The following is a 21,758-nucleotide window of genomic DNA, read 5'->3' on the forward strand; positions in this document are numbered from 1 at the left end:
CGATAGACTAAGGGTTCCGCGGCAATGTTAATCATCCGCGGGTAAGTCGGGACCTAAGATGAATCCGAAAGGAGTAGTTGATGGACAACTGGTTAATATTCCAGTACTACCGTAAAGAGCGAAGTGAAGACGGAGGAGTGAAAGTTCCGCGATCTGACGAAATAGATCGTTAAAAGGCGTAGGTATATCTTATACAGGCAAATCCGTATTTGATGCTGAAACCCAACAGTACTCAGAGGCTTCGGCCAACGAGATAGAGAACGTAAGCAGACTTCCAAGAAAATCCGCTAAGCATATTTTTATGGTACCCGTACCGCAAACCGACACAGGTAGTCAAGGAGAGAATCCTGAGGTGCTCGAGTGAATCATGGCTAAGGAACTCGGCAAATTAATCCTGTAACTTCGGGAAAAGGGATGCCTACTTTCTAGCAATAGAGAGAGGTCGCAGAGAAATGGCCCAGGCGACTGTTTAACAAAAACACATGGCTATGCGAAATCGAAAGATTATGTATATGGCCTGACACCTGCCCGGTGCTGGAAGGTTAAGGGGGGGAGTTAGCTCGCAAGAGCAACGCTCTGAACTGAAGCCCCAGTAAACGGCGGCCGTAACTATAACGGTCCTAAGGTAGCGAAATTCCTTGTCGGGTAAGTTCCGACCTGCACGAATGGTGTAACGATCTGGGCGCTGTCTCAGCCATGAGCTCGGTGAAATTGTAGTCACGGTGAAGATGCCGTGTACCCGTCACGGGACGGAAAGACCCCGTGCACCTTTACTATAGCTTCACATTGGTATTGGGAGAATGTTGTGTAGGATAGGCGGGAGGCAATGATCCTGGGGCGCTAGCTCTAGGGGAGTCAACGGTGAAATACCGCCCTATATTCTCTTGATGCCTAACCATGATTTATCATGGGACATTGTGTGGTGGGTAGTTTGACTGGGGTGGTCGCCTCCGAAAGTGTATCGGAGGCTTTCAAAGGTACCCTCAGCACGGTTGGTAATCGTGCGTGGAGTGCAATAGCATAAGGGTGCTTGACTGTGAGACCGACGGGTCGAGCAGGGACGAAAGTTGGATATAGTGATCCGGTGGTTCTGCATGGAAGGGCCATCGCTCAAAGGATAAAAGGTACGCCGGGGATAACAGGCTGATCTCCCCCAAGAGCTCATATCGACGGGGAGGTTTGGCACCTCGATGTCGGCTCGTCACATCCTGGGGCTGGAGAAGGTCCCAAGGGTTGGGCTGTTCGCCCATTAAAGTGGCACGCGAGCTGGGTTCAGAACGTCGTGAGACAGTTCGGTCCCTATCTGTGATGGGCGTAGGAAGTTTGAGAGGCTCTGATTTTAGTACGAGAGGACCGAATTGGACCAACCTCTGGTGTACCGGTTGTGGTGTCAGCTGCATTGCCGGGTAGCCACGTTGGGAAGGGATAAGCGCTGAAAGCATCTAAGCGCGAACCCCACCTCGAGATGAGACTTCCATTAAGGGACGTCAGAGACTATGACGTTGATAGGCTGCAGGTGTAAAGTCAGAGATGGCAAAGCCGAGCAGTACTAATTACCCGAACGCTTCAGAAGAAAGGGTCCACTCCCTGATCGAACAGATCACAGTGGACCCGCGCAAGTCTCCTATGTGCTTGCTCTATTTTACTCTTTCATCAAGAATGTCAACGATATTGGATCTGCCAAAAGCAAGATCCAGAGACGCTCAACTAAACGAAGTGAGACCTCTTTAAAAATATTCTGCCCCCGGCCTTACTAAAGACCCGGACAGAACAAATATTAAGGTGACTATTGCGGTGGGGACCACCTCTTCCCATTCCGAACAGAGTCGTTAAGACCACCCGCGCTGATGGTACTGGAGTAATATCCGGGAGAGTAAGTCGTTGCCTGACTTTATAATAAAGCCCTTCATAGAAATATGATGGGCTTTTTTTATGACCATATTTTTAAATCGAATATCTATGGATGCAAACTACCCGACCTGAACTTCAATCATTCCAACTGTATCAAAATGTGAAGCAGCGGACTGAACCTGTGCAGGGGTAATTTTTTGAATGTGCTCCATCAAACTTCTGTAATAATTTTCGGAAACACCTGTAAGCTGTGAACTCTTCACTTTATCAGCAACAGAAAAAAGTGTTGAATTCTCAGATTGCCAACTGCCAATAAAGTAATTCTTGGCAATCTCAAGTTCCTGTTCTGACACCAGATTTTGTTGCAATGTTATTATTTCGTGCTTGATCTCCTCAATCGCACGGGCTGCATTTTCCTTATTAACCTCTGCACCGATAACCCAGAAACTATCACGAAGAAAATGATTCAGAGATGAATAAATTCCATAGGTAAGTCCTTTCTCTTCGCGAATATTCTTCATTAACCTGGATCCAAAAAAACCACCAAGAATATGATTGAACATCACAGCATCAAAGTATTCTTTGCTTTCACTTTTTGACAAACACTTCTTACCTAATCTTATAGATGCCTGTACGCTGACAGGTTTCACAGATGGCTGTGAAGAACCTTGTAGACGCTGAAATTTGCTTCGCACCTTTTTACTCAATAATGTCGAAATTGAGCTAGTTAAGGCCTTTATTTCATCATCATTCAGTTTCCCAATCAAGAAACCAGAATGAAGGGAATAGCGATCCTGAAAGAAAATCTTCAGATCCTTTCGTTCAATTTTCTTTACATCAGCCTCTTCAGCAGAGCTGCCATAAGGGTGATCCTTTCCAAAAATTTCTCTTCTGATATCTTTAGATGCAACAACGCTGGTCTTCTCATTATTCACACGAAGCCCCTGTAAAAAGATCTCCTTCATCAATCGCAATTCCTCTTCATCAAAAGAAGGATTGTTCAACAGGTCCACCACAATATCTAATGTTGCAAGAATGTTTTTCCGGAGAGAAAAAACTGACACAGTAACAAGATCATAACTTTGATTAATTTCAAGATGTCCGCCCAACATGTCAATCGCTTCTGCTATTTGAAACGAGGATCGTTTATCCGTTCCTTTTGATAGCATTTGAGAGGTAAAGTGACTGACTCCCAATTTTGGTTCATACCATTTCCCAGCTTCAAAAATTAATTCAAGTTTGACCACTTCCTGATTTAATTCACGGAATGCGTAAAGATCAACTTCGCTGTTGAGTTTGAAAATTTCTGGCCGAGCCAGGGAGTAATCCGAAGAGAGGCGAAATGGAGGAGCCTGTGTCCTGTCCAGAAGAGTCATTAATCAGGAACGGATTCGTCTTCTTTTTTAACTTTTTTGTCGAATAACATTGAAAGGGAAAAGCGAATGGTTTCTGCCAGAGCATTCTCACGTCCATTGGTAGGAACCAAATAAGCTACATCCATTCCAAATTTGTCATAACGGAAACCGACACCAGCAGTCAGGTATTTCCGATTACCCTTTTCCTGGGCTTCATAGAAATAGCCAAGTCTTCCGGCAACAGTATTATTATACCAATATTCCACTCCAAGTGATGTTGTTATTTCCCGAATCTCCTCTGCAAATCCCCCCTTTGCATCTGTAAATGATCCTAAAACCCCGCTGAGCATGGATTGAGATTTGCTGCCAGGTGAAGGACTTGGCACCATCAACTTATTAAAATCCAGAGCAAAGGTTAAACTGCTAAGCAGATCCAACTCTATTTTATAAGCACTTCCAATCCGCAGATTTGTTGGAAGAAAGTCTTTAGAATCCTGACTGGCATAACTAATCTTACCACCAAGATTCGTGATGGTGGCCCCAAGAGAAAGATTGGAATTTTTCCAAACCATTGGTTTGGTGTAATAGAAACCGAAATCAACAGCTACTGAATTGGCAGGAGCAGCATCAGAATTAGGAGACGATAAATATCCAGTAAGATTCGAATGAATGTAGCGAAGAGTACCGCCAATACTCATGTGTTCTGTAAGCAATCTTGAATATGTAACATCAAAAGCAAATTCGCGCGGATTATAACGACCATCCTGATCAAAGGAAGTTGGTCCATGATTAAACTGAACTTCACCCATGTCAAAATACTTCATGGATGCCGCTACAGTCTGTTGCCTGTTTATTTTATAGAATCCCGAAAGTTGAAAAACATACATGTCATTTATAACCTTCCCAAGCCATGGAGTATAAGATAGTGATACTCCATAACCTTTTTCAACAAAGGCAAGTTTTGCCGCATTCCAGAAAGCTGAGTTACCGTCTGCGGATGTGGCAACACCAGCATCTCCCATACCTGCAGCACGTGCATCTGGGGTGATTGTAAGGAATGGAACAGCAGTTGTGATGACCTTATTAGTGCTGTCCTGGTTAATTAAATTGGTCCCGGAACCAGCAATAGTTTGTGCGAAGAGTTCCCCAGCACAAAGTAGGGAGATTAAGGCCAGTGCTAACTTATTCATAATCAACATCTAAGGGGTAAAGATAATCAATTGGCAATTATAACCTTCGTTATTTTCTCATTTTTAGAACCGTCCAGCAGAGAACGAAGTGAAAGCTTAAGCAAGTATAGGCCTGCTCCTAATTTTATCCCGCTGGAGTTGGTAGCCTCCCAAACCGGGAGGTCTACTTGATACGAGCTATTGGTGATTTGGTAAGTGCTGCTCAGCACAGTCTGTCCCAGCCTGTCAAAAATCGTAATGCCCGCCTCAATATCTTCACCAGACCTATTATGTTTAAAATGGAAGGTGGTGGACTCAAAGACAGGATTGGGATAGTTCAAAAGTTGCTCAATCCGAATTCCACTCTCATCGGAAACAGAAAATGTAATAGATGTTGTGGAAGTATTGCCATATGTATCTGATGCTTTTAAAGAAAGATGATGTTCGCCTGGTTTCAAATCATCAATAGGAAAGATCACTTTACCGTGCTTGTAATTATCAATATCGGATTGATAGTATTTACTGATGACAAAAGATAATGAGTCGTCGAGCGTGGCAATGATCGCTTTCTCAGCAATGAAAGTAGAAGTGTTAATGCCATTCTCATCGGATAGGATTGCAACAATTCTGCTATTAGTCCCAGCAATGCCCCCATCAACAAAAGTTGAATCACCAACAAATAATTCTATTGAAGGACCTTTAGTATCAGAACCAGGATTTTTCTCCAGGCCTCCTATTTTTACATTTGAAACAACACCTGTAACATCTGATGCATTGGAATTGGAAAAAGCATACACACCAAGTTTTCCAACAGCAACAGCAGGATCAACTGAAGAAGGAGTTATAAATTCGAATTCGAAGAGTCCATTGCGGATAGTAGCGGCTCCACGAAAGGCTGCGTTTTCACGACTTTTAAATGTAAAAGGCAAATTTTCATCTCCTTTGGTTTCTTCATTCGTTGGCTTATCAAAGAAGGTTGCGTTTAAAATACCATTGTAACCGGCATCCTGAACTCCGTTGATAAATATGGATCCCTTTACTCTTACTTTCGACAATGCTTTGAGAGTATCTGATCCAGAGGTAAGGTTCTTTACCTCTGATATTTTTACTTCAGCTGAGGGCAAAGCTATTTTCATGGATGGATCACCAAGTAGAGAGAAATTCCGATTGGCGACTCCACTCAAGCTTGTGTTTTTGGTGTCTCGCAGAATGGCCCCGATATTCCTGAATTGATTTTGGTCTTTTATAAAGAGTGATTGATAGAAAGCATTATTCAAAGTAAAGTTGGTGCTGGAATTTACGGGCCGTGCAGTTGTAAGCATTCCAATGGCACCCGCCTTTTTTCTAAACAAAGAGAGTTCGGCAGTGGAGATCAGCCCTGGGTCGTCATTCCTGCCAAATTCACAAGTGGCAGTTATTAATAGCGGATAATGCGGAGCGGTAGTCCATTTATCTAAAGTGATCTGATCAAAAATTCTCTCCTGCATCCATTGCTGCTCACCCCCATGACCTGTGTAGTTTACAATCGTTACACCTTTCCGAACATTATTATTAAGCTCACTAACTGCCTGAGGCGAAGCCTGGCCACTTGTGTTGCTTTTGATTTGCTTAAAAGCATCTATGTAAATCTTCTTTGTATTGAATTCGGGATGATCAAACTCCAGGTCTTCCGCCAGTTGATCAGCCTGACCCTGATGAATATTAAAATCCCCGTCATCCGCCACGAACAGAATTTCCTTTCTCCATTCTCCCCAATTTTTATTTTCGTATTGGATAAGTTTATCCACGATTGTGGCCGCTTCTTCAATACTTTTTACAGGCAATCTTCCCACACCAATGTCAAGCGTGTGATTTTCAGGAGGATTTTCACCCCAGTTTCCCTCGTTATTCTCCAAAAAACCGAAGTAATCATCAGAAGAATAAGTCTCTAATGGACTTAAAGAATTCCGCGATTCATAAATAGGGACAAAATTCTTATTGTAGGTGAAGTAATTTTTATAATCATAGGAACCTCGCCCAAAGAGCAATAGACTCTTGATTCCATTTCCATTGAAGTAGAGATATTGTGCGGCATCGCGAATGGCTGTAACATCCTGCTTACCACCTGAAAATTCATTATAGATCTCTGTGGTCGTCGCGATGCTCACTCTCAAAGAGTTGTTGGATTGACGAAGAGAAGCCAGTCGTTGGGCTTCTGCCAAAAACTCAGGAGCTGTAACGATCAGCAAATCCAAAGGAGGAAGCCCGTGAAGATTTTGATTTGTAACTTCTCCTTCTGTTTTGGGTGTAGGATAATTTTTGTTTGAAGAGACTATATATTTTTTAATAACTGTAGATGATGCAGAAAATCTTCCGACACCTGTCTGAATGTTTATTTGTTGGATTTTCCCCTCAAAAGAGTCTGTAATATCCCACACAAATCCATCGGTGGGCATGGAAGTGATCGAGAATGTAGTACTGGGTTGAGTAAGACTTTTAAGCGAGTGAAATATGGTTTGATCTCCATATAATGCTAATCTCCTTTTAGATTGAACCAATAGATAGTCAAGATATCCAACAGATCTTCCGGAAGCTGCCTTGTTGAATTTCAGCTTTATGTCCTGATTGGTCTTTGAGGGAGCACCAACAATGGTGGCTGAGAAGGTAAGTGTATCGGTTCTTTCTATTCCCTTTATCGCATATTGGGAATTGACAATAGGATCCATTCTTTGTTCACCAATCAGAACATCATTGAAGAATAGTTGAAAGGAAGACTCTGCAAAAGATTGACCCATTACATTTGACACCAACTTTATTGATGTGCCGTCAAGAATCCCTGGGATTTCAAACCGGATCGTATTTTCTGTTTTGGAATCGAAAATCTCTCCAAACCAATCTCTTCCTGAGTGTAGTTCATTGACTTTTTCCAGTTCATAGTATCCGAAGTGATCATACTCATCGACTATTGGAAAGACTCCTGCCAATGATGGAACTTCAGCAATTCGTTTGCCAGCAGTTTCGCCGATTGTAATGAAGTAGAAATTTTTATCTGAATACAAATTATTCTGGTATTGAAAGATACCCTTACCTGCCTGCAATTGATATGCGTCAGGTCCCTGACCATAAAACAGAATATAATCTTCTCTATTAAATTTATTATCAGAAGCACCTGCCAGATGAATCGCAAGTTCCTTAAGATCATTTATTCTGGGGGTACTGATAGGCTGTGGAAGCATGCCATTAACACCACCATAGATCTGGATATTATTTGGATTGATGAGATCAGGGTTGATGCCTGATTTTTTGAGAAGATCGTAGTCAATTTTGTAAATGCCATCTTCTTCGACAGAGAGCTTGTACCAGTTTCCGGTGGATAATACCGAAGGCTGTCCAAGTGCATCTATAGCGCCTAAGAGGAAGAGTATTATGAGAAATCGCTTCAATTTTTCAGATTCTTATCCAGCGGGTCAATAACGACACGATGACATATAATAGTATGATAAATGGAAGGGCTGCAACCTGCCAAAGCCCCAGTAGTAATACCGAAAAGGCGAGAAATGTAAACCGGAGTTTGTTGTCTGACCAGCTAAAATTCTTGAATTTAAGTGCGAACAACTCGAAGGGCGCCACCAAAAGGAAAGAAAAAATGAGAGTAATGCCCACCAATAGCAGGTCATTTGAGATGAAAATGTCCCACGGGCTTTCCAGGGCGACCAGTGAGGTTATAAAAAGGGCATTGGCTGGAGTTGGCAATCCTATGAATGAGTCCTTTTGATTTTCATCAATATTGAATTTCGCCAGGCGTAATGCTGAGAAGATGGCAAGTGAGAAAGCAACAAAGGGTAAGATTTCATTGGAGGAAATGGTATCAATCATTCTAAACATCAGGATCGATGGCAGCACACCAAAACTTACCATATCCGCCAGCGAATCCAGTTCCTTTCCAATAGCAGAACTAACTTTTAAAAGTCTTGCTGCAAAGCCGTCAAAAAAATCAAAAATACAAGCTGCCCAAACAAACCATGCGGCGGAAAGCGTGGGGTATTCAGATGTGTACTGAATCGTGAAAATGATACCGATGCATCCGCAAAGCAGATTGCAGCAAGTAAGGGCGTTGGGCAGATGGCGTAATATTTTCATTAGACAGTAAGTGCGCAAAATGGATTATGAACCTTTTCTTCACCAATGGTTGTAGGAGATCCATGTCCAGGATGTACAACCACGTTTTCGGGAAGAACAAAAAGTTTTTGATGTATGCTTTTAATAAGAGTTTCAAAATTTCCCCCCGGAAGATCTGTGCGTCCGATGGAATGATAGAATAATACATCACCCCCGATTAAAAAATTCTGATCCTTTGAATAAAATCCGACATGTCCGGGTGAATGACCCGGCAGAAAAATTATACTTAATGAACTATTGCCAAATTTTATAAATTCACCTTCTATCAGATCACCATCGGGTAAAATTTCGCTGTAGCGCGGGAAACCATAATTAGAAGCATAGCTGATCACGGCTCTTAGTACTTTCAACTCTGTGGGGTGAATAAGAAAAGGAACTTTATGATACTGCTTTACAAAGCTATTCCCCAGAACATGGTCAATGTGGCAATGGGTGTTGAGCAGAAATTTTACCGTTAAATTTTCTTTTGAAATGAATTTCTTCAATTCAGTTTGCTCTTCAGGTTCATAGCAACCAGGATCAATGATGACCGCCTCCTTTGTTTCATCAAAGAGGATATACATATTTTCCTCAAACGGATTGAATGTAAATGATTGAATCTGAATCATAAGCCACAAAATTACCACTTTTTCAGGTGCAAATGATGTAGCAACAGAGCTTCAGTGATTTTGAAATCCTGGAATTATTTCAGTCCAGGAATTGAAACGGTGTAAACTTCAGAATGTGGCTGGTAGGAAATTTCTGTTTCGACGGAGTAGTGATCAGATAAGTCCTGATGATTTGAATTCCACCTTTGTTGGTGCACTTTAATTTTCCGGTCGCTACACACAACGTTTGTTTGATTGGATCTTACAAGAATGTAATCTATGATATCCTGCTGAGTTCCTGAAGAGGATAATAAGTCATTACTCATTTGATCGTAGCTGAATAGTTTTTCACCGGTAATTTCACCATCATCAGCATTGAGTGTTTCCAGCATCATTTCATAATCTTTATCAGTCCCATAACGGGTCACATTAAAATCTCCACAGACGATTTGCGGTACGCCAGGTCGTTTATGTTCTTCCAGCAGGTTAAAGATTTCCATGCACTGACTTTGTCTTCGCCAATCATCGCCGGCATTTTGAAGATGAGTTCCAATAATTTGTATGGGATGATTGTTTACTTTTAATTCAATCAATAGAGCCCCTTTTCTCGAAAGAGCATCGGTTCCATATCTTGTTTTGAAAATTATAGAATGAGTTTCCGAAATAGGGTATCGACTAAATATCCAGATTCCGCTGTTCGTCTTTAATGAAAAGAATTTTTGATTCGCTGGCCCCATCTGAAATGGAAAAGCCGACTGAAGGTGCCGGCTTATTGTTTTTCTGGATTTTTTATGAAACGCTTCCTGGAAAACGATTACATCATAGTCGCGCGATGAGAGGAGTTTTCCAATGGCCTCTGCACGCGGGACTTTACCCGGCGAGAGGAATCCTGGAAGCATATAAATGTTCCAGGAGAGTATCTTGATTTTTTCAGCGCCTGTAGGAGACTTCTCTTGTTGTGAAAAGGCAACTGGCGCAAAAAAAATACTTGATAAGGCAAGTAGTAACGCTTTCATTTCAGTTTGCTGTACAAAAGACGGCAACAACTATTATGCTAGCGTGTCAGTAAGATTAAGATTTGATTACCAGAACGGACGAGCGGATTGATTATCCAAGTGCTTCGACGCCCTGAACTTCATCAGGCATCATTCTCTTGAATAGGTTTTCAATTCCTGCTTTCAATGTAATTGTTGAAGAAGGGCATCCGCTGCAGGATCCCTGTAATGTTACTTTTACAATGCCTTCCTGAAATGAATGATACGTAATAGCGCCTCCATCCTGTTCAACAGCCGGGCGTATGTAATCATCAAGGATGGTTTTGATTTTCTTGATGGTTTCGGTTTCCTCTTCCTGAGGAGCTGCTTCAGGAGTTTTCTCATCAAGGATCAATTTTCCTGATTCAAGAAATTTCTGAATGTGATCTCTGATTGTAGATTGAATTTCAATCCACTCGACATCATCTTTCTTGGTGACAGTGATAAAATTGCTCATGTAGAAAACGCGATCTACAAAAGGATACATGAAAAGTTCCTGAGCTAAAGGAGCATGCGCAGCACTACCCTGATTGGGAAAGTCAAAACTCATTCCTTCCGGAACCAGCATTTCGCTGATCACAAATTTTAATGAATTTGGGTTCGGATTTGACTCGAGATATACAGAGATGGCTTTTGGAGCGGCTTTTAACATGTTCAATTGGATTTACACAACGAACAAATTTAGTGATTTAAGGTTCCTTTTGGAACTGCTTTTTAAGCGGAAGTTCCGGGATTCTCTAGAGAATTTTCCCACTTACTCACCACTACTGTCGCAACGCTGTTTCCAACAACATTGGTGGCACTGCGGCCCATATCCAAAAGTGGATCAATACCCAGCAACAAAGCAAGCCCTGCTTCGGGAATGTTAAACGTTGCAAGTGTGCCAGCAATAACCACCAGAGATGCCCTTGGAACGCCGGCGATTCCTTTACTCGTGAGCATAAGAACCAACAGCATACTTAATTGTGTGCCAAGGGGAAGATGCATGCCGTATGACTGCGCAATGAACAATGACGCAAAGGTCATATACATCATGCTGCCATCGAGATTGAATGAATATCCAAGGGGAAGTACAAAGCTTACGATTTTATCCTTACAACCGAATTTCTGAAGCTCTTCCATAGTTTTTGGAAATGCAGCTTCACTGCTGCTGGTGCTGAAAGCTAGAAGGATAGGTTCTTTAATACGTTTAACCATATTAACAATTCGTTTGCCTATGACGAGATACCCTGCCAGAATCAATAACAACCAGAGTATGGCTAATCCAAAATAAAACTCTCCGATAAAAATTGAATAGGTTTTCAAAATACCAAGTCCCTGCTTGGCAATGATTGCGGTCATAGCTCCAAAGACTGCAACCGGAGCGAAGTACATAACATATCCCGTTACTTTCAGAATAACATGTGCAACGGCATCCATCGCCTTGATCACAATTTTACCCTGTTCACCAATTGCGGCTGTGGCAACACCAAAGAAAAGGGAAAAGATTACGATTTGAAGGATTTCATTTTTTGCCATTGCGTCAATCACACTGCTTGGAAACACGTGATATAGAAATTCTTTTAAGGAAAGAGCAGATTTGGCAATGCCGCTGCTTTCATTCACATCAGGAACAGGAAGTTGCATGGCAATGCCAGGTTCCAGGAAATTAACCAGCACCATTCCAAGCAATAGACTCATTAACGAAGCACTGATAAACCATAAAAGTGTTTTACCACCAATTCTTCCAACTGCTTTGATATCTCCAAGTTTTGCGACCCCAACCACAAGAGTGGTGAATACCAGGGGAGCAACGATCATTTTGATCAATCGTAAAAAAATATCAGCTAATAGTGAGAATGGATCTGTCTTTGCATCACGCCTGGCCAGCGTTTCATTTCGTGTCTCATTCAACGATTTCTTCTGACTCTGAAGAGCCACAAGGGTCATGCTATCGGAGGAGTGAAGAATTCTATCTTTAACGATAGCAATGGTACTGTCAGCTTTTGCCAGCGCCTGATTTTCTTCATAGAGATAGCTCTTGTTCAATGTAAAACCAAGGCCAATCCCCAGGATTAATGCGATGATAATGTATAAAGTAAGATTGCTTTTTTTCGATGGGGTGGTAGCTACTTCCATAATGAATTAGTAATCGTGGCGTAACATGCAATATAACTGAAAAAAGGAGCAGAAATATCGAATCGGAAGGTGATTGATCAGATCCGGGAGATCTTATTCCTTAGGAAAAAATCAGCTATTACAAGTGCTGCCATTGCTTCAACGATCGGTACCGCGCGGGGGACAACGCATGGATCATGACGTCCTTTGCCGGAAACAACAACTTCATTTCCATCCTTGTCAACACTTTGCTGATCCTGCATAATGGTTGCAACGGGTTTGAAAGCAACATTAAAATAGATGTCTTCACCATTGCTGATACCACCCTGAACTCCACCCGAATGATTTGTCTTTGTTCGGATTTTTCCTGAGTCATTAACAAACTCATCATTATGTTGCGAACCACGAAGCTTAATGCCCTCAAATCCGCTTCCGTATTCAAATCCCTTTACTGCATTAATGCTTAGCATTGCTTTGCCTAATTCAGCGTGAAGCTTATCAAAAACTGGCTCGCCCAAACCCACCGGGGTATTCTTAATAACACAGGTTACAATGCCACCGATAGTATCACGTTCCAATCGAACTTTGTCAATCAACGCTATCATTTTTTCTGCAGTAGCAGGATCGGGACACCGAACAATGCTGTCTTCTGTTTTGCTTAGATCAAGCTGAGCATAAGACGGACACGTGATATCTCCTACCTGAGAAACAAAGGCGTGTATCTCGATTTCATTTTTTTGAAGAAACAATTTAGCAACAGCACCTGCAGCAACCCTGGCTGCTGTTTCGCGTGCCGAACTTCTGCCACCGCCACGATGATCCCTGACGCCATATTTCTCCTGATAAGTGTAATCCGCATGAGAAGGACGAAAAGTATTTTCAAGATGAGAGTAGTCTTTGCTGCGCTGATCTTGATTTTCAATGACAATTGCGATTGGTACCCCTGTTGTCTTTCCTTCGAAAACTCCTGACAAAATTTTAAAAGTGTCGTCTTCTTTACGTTGCGTTGTAATCTTTGATTGACCTGGTTTTCTGCGGGTGAGTTCAGATTGTATAAAAGCTTCGTCAATTTCAAGTCCTGCAGGACATCCGTCGATAACAACACCAATAGCAGGTCCATGAGACTCTCCAAACGTGGTGATTCTGAATAGTGTGCCGTAGGAATTGCTCATGCCCAAAGTTATTGATTCGCTGCGGACTTTATGCTTTCGATCTTGAACTAAAAATCAAGTAGGCGGAAGAGGCCAGCAAAAGAAAAATTAGGAGATTCATTCCTGCTGACATCCAGTTCATAGGTGACGAGGATTTCAAATTGTTGTCAGCATCATCAATACGATCATAAAAAGACCCGGTATCAGTACTTTGAATGGATTGGTTTCGCTGACTTTCTCCATCAACCGTTAGCTTCACCTGAGATCGAAGTGTATCATACTTCTTCTTGGCAGGATTGAAGAATACCCACTGAAAGTATTTATCCATAGAAAACTCTCCCGGCTCTTTAGGAACCAAAAAGTATTTAAATGATTTTGTTCCTGCCACTCTTCCGTTTTCACGGGAAATATTTTGTTGAACATTTGGCTCGTAGAAATCAAAATTATTATCCTTGGGAATCTCAGGTCTCTCAATAGAAGAGATGTTCCCCTCTCCAAAGACATTAAACTCGTATCCAATACTTTGGCCTGCCTTAGGATGCTGAGTTGAGATTTTCTCATCCAACTGATAATTGCCTACAGCGACGGAACCTTGTAATGGATGAGGAGGCAATTCCTTGACCTTAACTATTTTTGAAGCGGAAGAAAAAGTTTTGAAATCCTCCTGCCTGTTCTGGCCAAAGAAGGAAGGATTTTTAGCAACCTTAAATTTTATCATTTGAAGACCAACACTTGGGAATTTGATTGGTTCAGCATTCAGTGGATAAAAAGATGCCTGATAAATTTTATATTGAGTATAGCCTTTGCCTTTAATGTTAATGGCTTCTCCTTCAATATTCTCAATGTTGAAATTTTCTTCCCAGCAGTTTGTGGGTTTGAGCTTTTTTAAAATTTCTGAAAGTTGACGTCCCAGTTCAAAGAATTGCATGGGTGCACGATTATTATCTGCCACCAAAAAAGATAAAGTAGCGGTAAGGCCTTCGCCAACATAAACCTCGTCTTTATTGGTTGTGAGCATCAGTAAGGCTTCCTCTTTAACATCTACAAACTCAGTTTCTTCACGCCCGCCAAAAAAATCACCAAAGGGATCTCTTGCCTGAACCTGAATCGGAGGGCCAACCTTTACTTTTTTGCTGGGGGAAGTGACATCCTTATCATTGATTTTCATTCCAAAAGCAGGAATTAAAAAGGTCCCCTGACGGGTTGGCACATACGTCATAATAACGGACTGAGATGAACTCACCTGGCCATTCGTCACGCTGGTTTGAGACTGAGTGCTGGTGCCTCTTTTTCGGAAGCCATCGATATCCGGAAAGTTGCTGTAGGTCTTTAACTGTTCGTTTATGACATTGACCGATATCGTCCAGGCCTGATTTTCGCCAATCTCATCTGGTCCCAGTACAATTTGAATGTTTTGGGCTAGTGAAATAAAGCTTCCAGAGAAGAGTGTTAAGTAAAGAAGGGCTTTTGTGACGAATTTCATTTGATGCAGGTGTTATGCAATCAGTTGCGGAGACAAATTTAATTTTTCTTTTAACTCATTGACTGATTTACTACTTTTCAACGTTATAATTCGCGTATCCCTGATACAAAACGTACTTTAATTTATTGGAACTATGCTTAATTATGCAAAAAAGGTGCTCACACGTGTGAGTTTCGATGCCCGGCTTTTCGAAAAAGAGCTGCGGAAGGCGATCAAGATGTTGATCAGTGAGGAGTTGCAGGAACTTAGAAATTGGTGTTATGCTAATTTCGGTAGCCATCAGGCGATTTTAAATCGCTGTTTTGTTGTAGCGTAAAATTCAAACTAAAAAAATGAAAGCCCCGGTTGGGGCTTTTTTATTATCCACTAGTCTGTAATAAATGATATGTTCCTTTTCAATCCGGAAAATTTCGTGCGCTTTATGGCGGAATCTTTGAATAGTTTATCGAAAACTTCTTCGGTGATCTCCTTCCAATCCTGGATTGACATGTTTCCTAATTCGTGAGAAGAATCAAATTTTGTTTCAGAATGAGGTTTTGAAAAACGATTCCATGGACATACTTCCTGGCAGATATCACAACCAAAGATCCAGTTATCAAATTTGCCCTTTACTTCTTTAGGAATCTCTTCTTTTAGTTCAATGGTAAAATAGGATATACACTTACTGCCATCAACCACATAGGGTTCTGTGATCGCATCCGTAGGACATGCGTCCATGCAGGCGGTGCATGAACCACAATAATCTTTTGTGGCTTCATCTGGATCAAGTTCAAGATCAATGATTAGCTCCGCAAGAAAAAAGAAACTACCCATTGAACGATTGAGTAGCAAACTATTTTTTCCAATCCATCCCGATCCACTTTTTGCTGCCCATGCACGCTCCATCACAGGAGCAGAGTCCACAAAAGCGCGGCCATTGATTTCGCCAATTGTTTCCTGTAAGCGATCCAAAAACTCTTTCAGCTTTTCCTTCACTACGAAATGATAATCCTCACCATAGGCGTATCGCGCAATTTTTAGTTGACTGGTGTCTGAAGATGATATCTCTTTCTTTGGATAATAATTATAGATCAGACTAACCACTGATTTTGCTCCTGGGACCAGAAGACGCGGATCCAGTCTTTTATCAAAATGATTTTCGAGGTAACTCATTTTGCCCTGATACCCACGGCGCAGCCACTCCTCAAGCTTCGGAGCTTCTTCTTCAAGAAATTCGGCCTTTGCTATTCCACAAAAACTGAATCCCAATTCCTTCGAGATGGATTTGATAAGTTGTGTATGCCGGTTACTGACGCTTGACATTACAGTTACCTTAATTTTCTTTGAAAACGATCAATCAAACAATCCCTGAGAGCGCGATGCGGGGATTGCGATCTTCAAATGCTTATAAGCAATGGCTGTAGCTTCCCTTCCGCGGGAAGTTCGTTTTAAGTATCCTTCCTGTATCAAAAACGGTTCATACATTTCCTCAATAGTTTCAGCCTCTTCTCCAACAGCAGTTGCAATTGTTGTCAATCCCACTGGCCCTCCTTTGAATTTTTCGATAATAGTAGAAAGGATACGGTTATCCATGTCATCCAATCCATTCTCATCAACATCGAGCGCCTGCAAAGCCATTTGAGAAATAGGCTTTGTAATAATTCCATCTCCTTTTATCTGCGCAAAATCTCTTGTTCTTCTAAGCAGGTTGTTGGCAATACGAGGAGTGCCACGACTGCGCCTTGCGATTTCAAAAGCAGCGTCATTTTCAATAGGAGTATTGAGGATGGCAGCGGAACGCTTGACGATTTTTGTAAGCAACGCTGAGTCATAATATTCCAATCGCGCTGTGATCCCAAATCTTGCCCGCAAAGGAGATGTGAGAAGACCAGCACGTGTGGTTGCGCCAATCAGCGTAAATGGATTCAAATTGATCTGAACAGAGCGGGCATTCGGACCACTATCAAGCATGATATCAATCCTGTAATCCTCCATGGCGGAATAGAGGTACTCTTCTACAATTGGATTAAGCCGGTGAATTTCATCTATAAAAAGAACATCGTTGACTTCAAGATTGGTTAAAAGACCGGCAAGGTCACCAGGTTTGTCAAGAACAGGTCCGGAAGTGATCTTGATATTACTGCCAAGTTCATTTGCAATGATGAATGATAAAGTTGTTTTTCCAAGTCCTGGAGGGCCATGAAGCAGAACGTGATCCAGGGATTCGCTTCGTTGTTTAGCGGCCTGCACAAAGACCTTAATATTATCTACTACTTTTTGCTGACCTGAAAAGTCACCAAAATTGAGTGGGCGCAAAGCTTTCTCTATCTCTTTCTCAGTATCATTCAAACTTCCGTTATCTGGCTTAAGATAATCTTCACGCATCTTTCAAAGCTACAGTACGAACCCCGCTATTCAAATTAATTTTTTTTCTGAAACCTTATTTTGAGAGCTCCTAAAAGCTGTTCGGGAACCTGATCTATTATTATGCCTTTTGCACAAAGGCATTTCCTACTAATTTGCCCCAATGAATTCTCGGACAAAAAATGCTTTGTACTCTTTGTTTCTGTTGACAGCTATTGTGGTAGTGTGGCTGTATCGAAATCAAAAATCTTCCGATCCTATCAAGCTTGAAGGTAAAACGATGGGGACCAGCTATCACATTACTTATTTTGATGATCAAAAAAGAAATTTTCAACACTCAGTAGATTCACTATTGGAGGTCGTCAATAAATCAATCAACACGTATGATTCAACTTCCGAGATCTCAAGATTTAATCGTGCGGACAAATCTTTTATTTTTCGTTTGCCCTATTTTTTTCCACCCTTAAAGAAATCAAAGGAAGTTGTTGAAGGATCGCAGGGTGCCTATGATCCTACTGTGATGCCATTGGTTAATGCGTGGGGCTTTGGGCCTAAGAAAATTGTAAGACCAGATACTGCTGAAGTGCTCGCGGCCCGGGAGTATGTTGGTTTTGAAAAGATCAATTTCAATAATGACAGTATCTGGAAAAATGATTCACGTGTTCAGATTGACTTTGGTGCAATCGGACAAGGTTATGGATCAGATGTGATCGCTGATTTTTTAAGATCAAAATCAATAAATAATTTTTTCATTGAGTTGGGAGGAGAGGGAGTAGCATGGGGAAAAAACCTTCAGGAAAATAAAGCCTGGAAGATTGGAATTCTTGATCCTAACTCAGATTACATTGAACAGAAATTCAAAGCATATGCAGCCTTGGAAAATCTGGGATATACCACTTCTGGAAATTATTTCAATTATCGGGAAGTAGACGGCATTAAGTACTCTCATACAATTGATCCTTCATCAGGATTTCCGGTGCAGCATGAATTATTGAGCGCAACGGTCTTTGCTTCTGATTGCTCCACAGCAGATGCATGGGCAACAGCGTTCATGTCAATGGGACATCTGAAAGCACTTGAGATTTTGAAAAGCCATCCCGAGTTAAACGTTTTTTTTATTTATTCATCGAAGGAAGGAATAAAGACCTATGTTTCAGAAGGAATTAAGGATCACCTTCAAATTCAGCCTTAATTTTTAATGATTTGTCCGTTTACGCACTATTACAAACCTAACAGGCGTTATAAAAATCCAAAGAGGTATATTTGTAAAATCTTAATTCTCAGTTACCTACGACCCCGCCAAAAGGCTCCATTCAAATATTTTACAGCAAATGACGAAGACTATTAAGTTCGGAACTAATCAACAGGAGTTTTACGCCACCTTAAGTCAAAGGGTTAATAATTATTTCAAGACAAAGAATTTAAGCAGAAACGCAAATGCAGAGATGGTTATAAAAACCGTCTTTATGTTCTCATTATTTCTGGTACCCTTTGCAGTTATTCTGACGGGAGTTGTTACATCCTTTGCTGTATATATTTTATTAAGCATTGTCATGGGTTTTGGAATCGCAGGTATTGGCCTGTCGATCATGCATGATGCAAATCACGGAGCATACTCCAGCAAACCATGGATAAATGATCTTCTTGGTTACTCACTGAATCTTGTCGGCGCAAATGCCTTCAATTGGAAAATTCAACACAACGTCCTGCATCATACTTTCACAAATATTTATGAAGTAGATGAAGATATAAGTCCGAGAGGAGTATTGCGTATGTCGCCTGATTCTCCATATAAATCATTCCATAGATTTCAACATCTTTATGCATGGTTTCTTTATGGACTAATGACCATTGTTTGGGTAATTGCCAAAGATTTTTTCAGATTGATCCGCTATCAAAAGGATGGTCTTATTAAAAAACAAAAAGCCAGCGTTGCTAAAGAGTGGGCGATTCTTATTGTGACAAAGGTTGTCTATGTCATTTATATCATCGTAATACCCGTTATGATCCTTCCTTTCACAGGATGGCAAATTGCTGCGGCTTTTGTAGTAATGCATTTCGTTGCCGGATTTATTCTTGCTATTGTTTTTCAGCCAGCACACGTTGTGGAAGGCACATCTTACTTTATGCCGGATGCAAATGGTAACCTTGAGAACACCTGGGCTATTCATCAGCTTTATACCACCACTAATTTCGCACACGATAATAAAGTCTTGTCATGGTATGTTGGTGGACTGAATTTTCAGGTTGAACATCACTTATTCCCAAATGTTTGTCATGTTCACTATCGCCACTTATCATCTATTGTTGAGGAAACTGCGAATGAATTCGGACTTCCTTATAAAATGAAAGACACATTCTGGGATGCAATTGTTGCTCATGGTAAGCTATTGAAAGAATTGGGTGCAACCAGACCCTCTCCTGTTTTGGCAACTGCCTGATCCATTAACTGGCAATACTTAACTCCATTGTGTGAAACAGTGGAGTTTTTTTATGAATTTATTTTAATGTGCCTCTTGATAGAAAACACTTCTGCTTTATAATATGAGGTTTTGTTTTTAACTCTGATTAAGCAAAATTTGAAGCCGTTTATTAAAACCGTGAGTATGGAAGTCGTGTCCACAGAATCAGATTATTCAAAAGTCTACCAAAAAAGCATTGAGAATCCAGAGAAATTCTGGAGTGAAGTTGCCAATGATTTTGTCTGGAAAAAGAGGTGGGATACTGTTATGGAATGGGATTTCAACAAAGCAGAAGTAAAATGGTTCTCAGGCGCAAAGCTGAATATCACAGAGAATTGCATTGATCGTCATCTTCCATCGCATGGTGACAAAACTGCTATTATATGGGAACCGGGTGATCCAAAGGATGAGGCAAAGAAAATTACTTACAAAGAACTTCATGAGAACGTGTGCCGGGTTGGCAACATGCTTAAATCGGTTGGTGTTAAAAAAGGTGATCGTGTCTGTATTTATATGCCAATGGTGCCAGAGCTTGCTTATGCAGTGCTCGGTTGTGCAAGAATAGGAGCAGTCCATTCGGTAGTCTTTGCTGGATTTTCAGCGGGATCACTTGCAGACAGGATAAATGATTCCGGTTGCAAAATTGTTCTCACAGCAGACGGAGCATTCAGAGGAGATAAAAAAATTGATTTAAAAAGAATCGTTGACGAAGCAATAGAGAAGTGCCCCTCCATTGAAAAAGTAATTGTGTTGGAGAGAACTTCTTCAAAACCTGCTTTTAAAACTGGAAGAGATCTTTGGTGGCACGATGAAATGAAGAAAGTTACCACAGATTGTAAAGCAGAAGAGATGGACGCAGAAGACCTGCTTTTCATCTTATATACTTCTGGGTCCACTGGTAAACCGAAAGGTATGGTACACACGTGTGGAGGTTATATGGTTCAGGTGAATTATACCTTCAGGACTGTATTTCAATATCAACCGGGTCAGATTTATTGGTGTACAGCAGATATCGGATGGGTAACAGGTCATTCTTATCTTCTTTACGGTCCCCTCTCTTCAGGAGCCACCACTATAATTTTTGAGGGCGTTCCTTCATGGCCTGATCTTGGAAGATTCTGGCAGGTTATCGAACGGCATAAGGTTAATATTTTCTATACAGCACCCACGGCTATACGTTCGTTGCAACAGGGATCACTGGATATTATAAAGAAGCATGATCTGTCATCATTAAAAGTTCTGGGATCTGTAGGTGAACCGATCAATGAGGAGGCATGGCAATGGTATTATAAGAACATAGGAAATGAGAATTGTCCTATTGTTGACACGTGGTGGCAAACGGAAACGGGTGGAATCATGATTTCTCCGATTGCGAATGTTACTAAACTTAAACCTGCGTTTGCTTCATTCCCTTTGCCTGGGATCCAGCCGGCAGTGATGGATGAGAAGGGAAATGAATTAAAAGGGAACGGCATTGAAGGCAGGCTTGCGATTAAATTCCCATGGCCATCCATTGCCAGAACTATTTATGGAAATCATCAGCGATTTACTGAAACATATTTTTCAACTTTTCCGGGAAAGTATTTTACCGGAGATGGATGCAAGCGTGATGAAGAAGGTTATTACAGAATTACAGGAAGGGTAGATGATATCATTATTGTGTCAGGTCATAATATGGGGACGGCTGAAGTGGAAAATGCAATTGATGAGCATAAAAATGTTTGCGAAACGGCAGTGGTCGGTTACCCGCATGATATCAAAGGGCAAGGGATTTATGCTTTTGTAACATGCTACAAGAAGCCCGAGGATGAAGAGCAACTTCGTAAAGAAATACGTGACATTGTGTCAAAGATAATTGGACCGATTGCCAAGCCGGATAAAATACAATTTGTTCCGGGGCTGCCGAAAACCCGTTCCGGAAAAATAATGAGAAGAATTTTGCGTAAAGTCGCAGAAGGTGACACTGCTAATCTGGGTGATACCACCACACTCCTCGATCCTTCCATTGTGGAAGAAATTAGACGGGGGGCGTTGGGATAGTAGGTTACTTCTCTTACCTTTCAATAGA

15 protein-coding genes and 2 rRNA genes (1 of these 17 only partly in view) are annotated in these 21,758 nt (G+C 41.3%); 5 read left to right on the top strand and 12 right to left on the bottom strand.

Translation table 11 applies throughout. The annotated features are described in order from the left end of the window. Together HOP08_11855 and rrf are read left to right on the top strand one after the other, a co-directional pair. A 23S ribosomal RNA gene (locus HOP08_11855) occupies positions 1-1,573 on the top strand; it begins 1,322 nt to the left of the window's first position. Between the two features lie 205 nt (positions 1,574-1,778). Continuing rightward, positions 1,779-1,890 (top strand): 5S ribosomal RNA (rrf, locus tag HOP08_11860). A gap of 80 nt (positions 1,891-1,970) precedes the next feature. Here the strand turns inward: rrf and HOP08_11865 are convergent. The 12 genes from HOP08_11865 to ruvB all read right to left on the bottom strand — a co-directional run bounded on the left by HOP08_11865 (position 1,971) and on the right by ruvB (position 17,249). Next, positions 1,971-3,227, bottom strand: a complete 1,257-nt coding sequence (locus HOP08_11865) for an insulinase family protein (GenBank protein ID NOT75614.1) — start codon at positions 3,225-3,227, stop codon at positions 1,971-1,973. Next, positions 3,227-4,405 (bottom strand): type IX secretion system outer membrane channel protein PorV, encoded by a 1,179-nt coding sequence (gene porV, locus HOP08_11870; GenBank protein ID NOT75615.1) that lies wholly within the window; start codon positions 4,403-4,405, stop codon positions 3,227-3,229. The genes HOP08_11865 and porV overlap by 1 nt, the downstream gene beginning before the upstream one ends. Before the next feature lie 17 nt (positions 4,406-4,422). Further along, positions 4,423-7,797 (bottom strand): type IX secretion system sortase PorU, encoded by a 3,375-nt coding sequence (porU, locus tag HOP08_11875; GenBank protein ID NOT75616.1) that lies wholly within the window; start codon positions 7,795-7,797, stop codon positions 4,423-4,425. A gap of 4 nt (positions 7,798-7,801) precedes the next feature. Continuing rightward, positions 7,802-8,494 (bottom strand): CDP-diacylglycerol--serine O-phosphatidyltransferase, encoded by a 693-nt coding sequence (pssA, locus tag HOP08_11880; GenBank protein ID NOT75617.1) that lies wholly within the window; start codon positions 8,492-8,494, stop codon positions 7,802-7,804. Then, entirely contained in the window at positions 8,494-9,141 is a 648-nt protein-coding gene (locus HOP08_11885; protein ID NOT75618.1) for an MBL fold metallo-hydrolase, read from the bottom strand. The genes pssA and HOP08_11885 overlap by 1 nt, the downstream gene beginning before the upstream one ends. Positions 9,142-9,215: 74 nt before the next feature. Beyond that, positions 9,216-10,136: a sphingomyelin phosphodiesterase gene (locus HOP08_11890; protein NOT75619.1), complete on the bottom strand. Its 921-nt coding sequence runs from the start codon at positions 10,134-10,136 to the stop codon at positions 9,216-9,218. A gap of 91 nt (positions 10,137-10,227) precedes the next feature. Then, on the bottom strand, positions 10,228-10,806 hold the full coding sequence (locus HOP08_11895; protein NOT75620.1) for a NifU family protein: 579 nt from the start codon (positions 10,804-10,806) through the stop codon (positions 10,228-10,230). A 62-nt stretch (positions 10,807-10,868) separates the two neighbouring features. Further along, on the bottom strand, positions 10,869-12,272 hold the full coding sequence (locus tag HOP08_11900) for a dicarboxylate/amino acid:cation symporter (GenBank protein NOT75621.1): 1,404 nt from the start codon (positions 12,270-12,272) through the stop codon (positions 10,869-10,871). A gap of 77 nt (positions 12,273-12,349) precedes the next feature. Next, positions 12,350-13,423, bottom strand: coding sequence for a chorismate synthase (gene aroC / locus HOP08_11905; GenBank protein NOT75622.1), 1,074 nt, complete (start codon positions 13,421-13,423; stop codon positions 12,350-12,352). Positions 13,424-13,451: 28 nt separating this feature from the next. Next, a complete protein-coding gene (locus HOP08_11910) occupies positions 13,452-14,885 on the bottom strand; it encodes a hypothetical protein (protein NOT75623.1) in 1,434 nt (477 codons plus the stop codon). A gap of 366 nt (positions 14,886-15,251) precedes the next feature. Beyond that, positions 15,252-16,187 (bottom strand): tRNA epoxyqueuosine(34) reductase QueG, encoded by a 936-nt coding sequence (gene queG / locus HOP08_11915; protein NOT75624.1) that lies wholly within the window; start codon positions 16,185-16,187, stop codon positions 15,252-15,254. A 30-nt stretch (positions 16,188-16,217) separates the two neighbouring features. Beyond that, positions 16,218-17,249 carry a Holliday junction branch migration DNA helicase RuvB gene (gene ruvB, locus HOP08_11920; protein NOT75625.1) on the bottom strand — a complete coding sequence of 344 codons (1,032 nt, stop codon included), beginning with the start codon at positions 17,247-17,249 and terminating at the stop codon, positions 16,218-16,220. A 142-nt stretch (positions 17,250-17,391) separates the two neighbouring features. Here ruvB and HOP08_11925 point away from each other — a divergent pair, with 142 nt between their 5' ends. The 3 genes from HOP08_11925 (at position 17,392) to acs (ending at position 21,730) form a co-directional block, all read left to right on the top strand. Then, on the top strand, positions 17,392-18,420 hold the full coding sequence (locus HOP08_11925; protein ID NOT75626.1) for an FAD:protein FMN transferase: 1,029 nt from the start codon (positions 17,392-17,394) through the stop codon (positions 18,418-18,420). Positions 18,421-18,559: 139 nt separating this feature from the next. Beyond that, complete coding sequence (locus HOP08_11930; protein ID NOT75627.1) at positions 18,560-19,669, top strand: acyl-CoA desaturase; 1,110 nt, start codon at positions 18,560-18,562, stop codon at positions 19,667-19,669. A 159-nt stretch (positions 19,670-19,828) separates the two neighbouring features. After that, positions 19,829-21,730 carry an acetate--CoA ligase gene (acs, locus tag HOP08_11935; protein NOT75628.1) on the top strand — a complete coding sequence of 634 codons (1,902 nt, stop codon included), beginning with the start codon at positions 19,829-19,831 and terminating at the stop codon, positions 21,728-21,730. Positions 21,731-21,758: the final 28 nt, after the last annotated feature.

It is taken from the genome of Cyclobacteriaceae bacterium (assembly GCA_013141055.1).
Taxonomy (GTDB): domain Bacteria; phylum Bacteroidota; class Bacteroidia; order Cytophagales; family Cyclobacteriaceae; genus ELB16-189.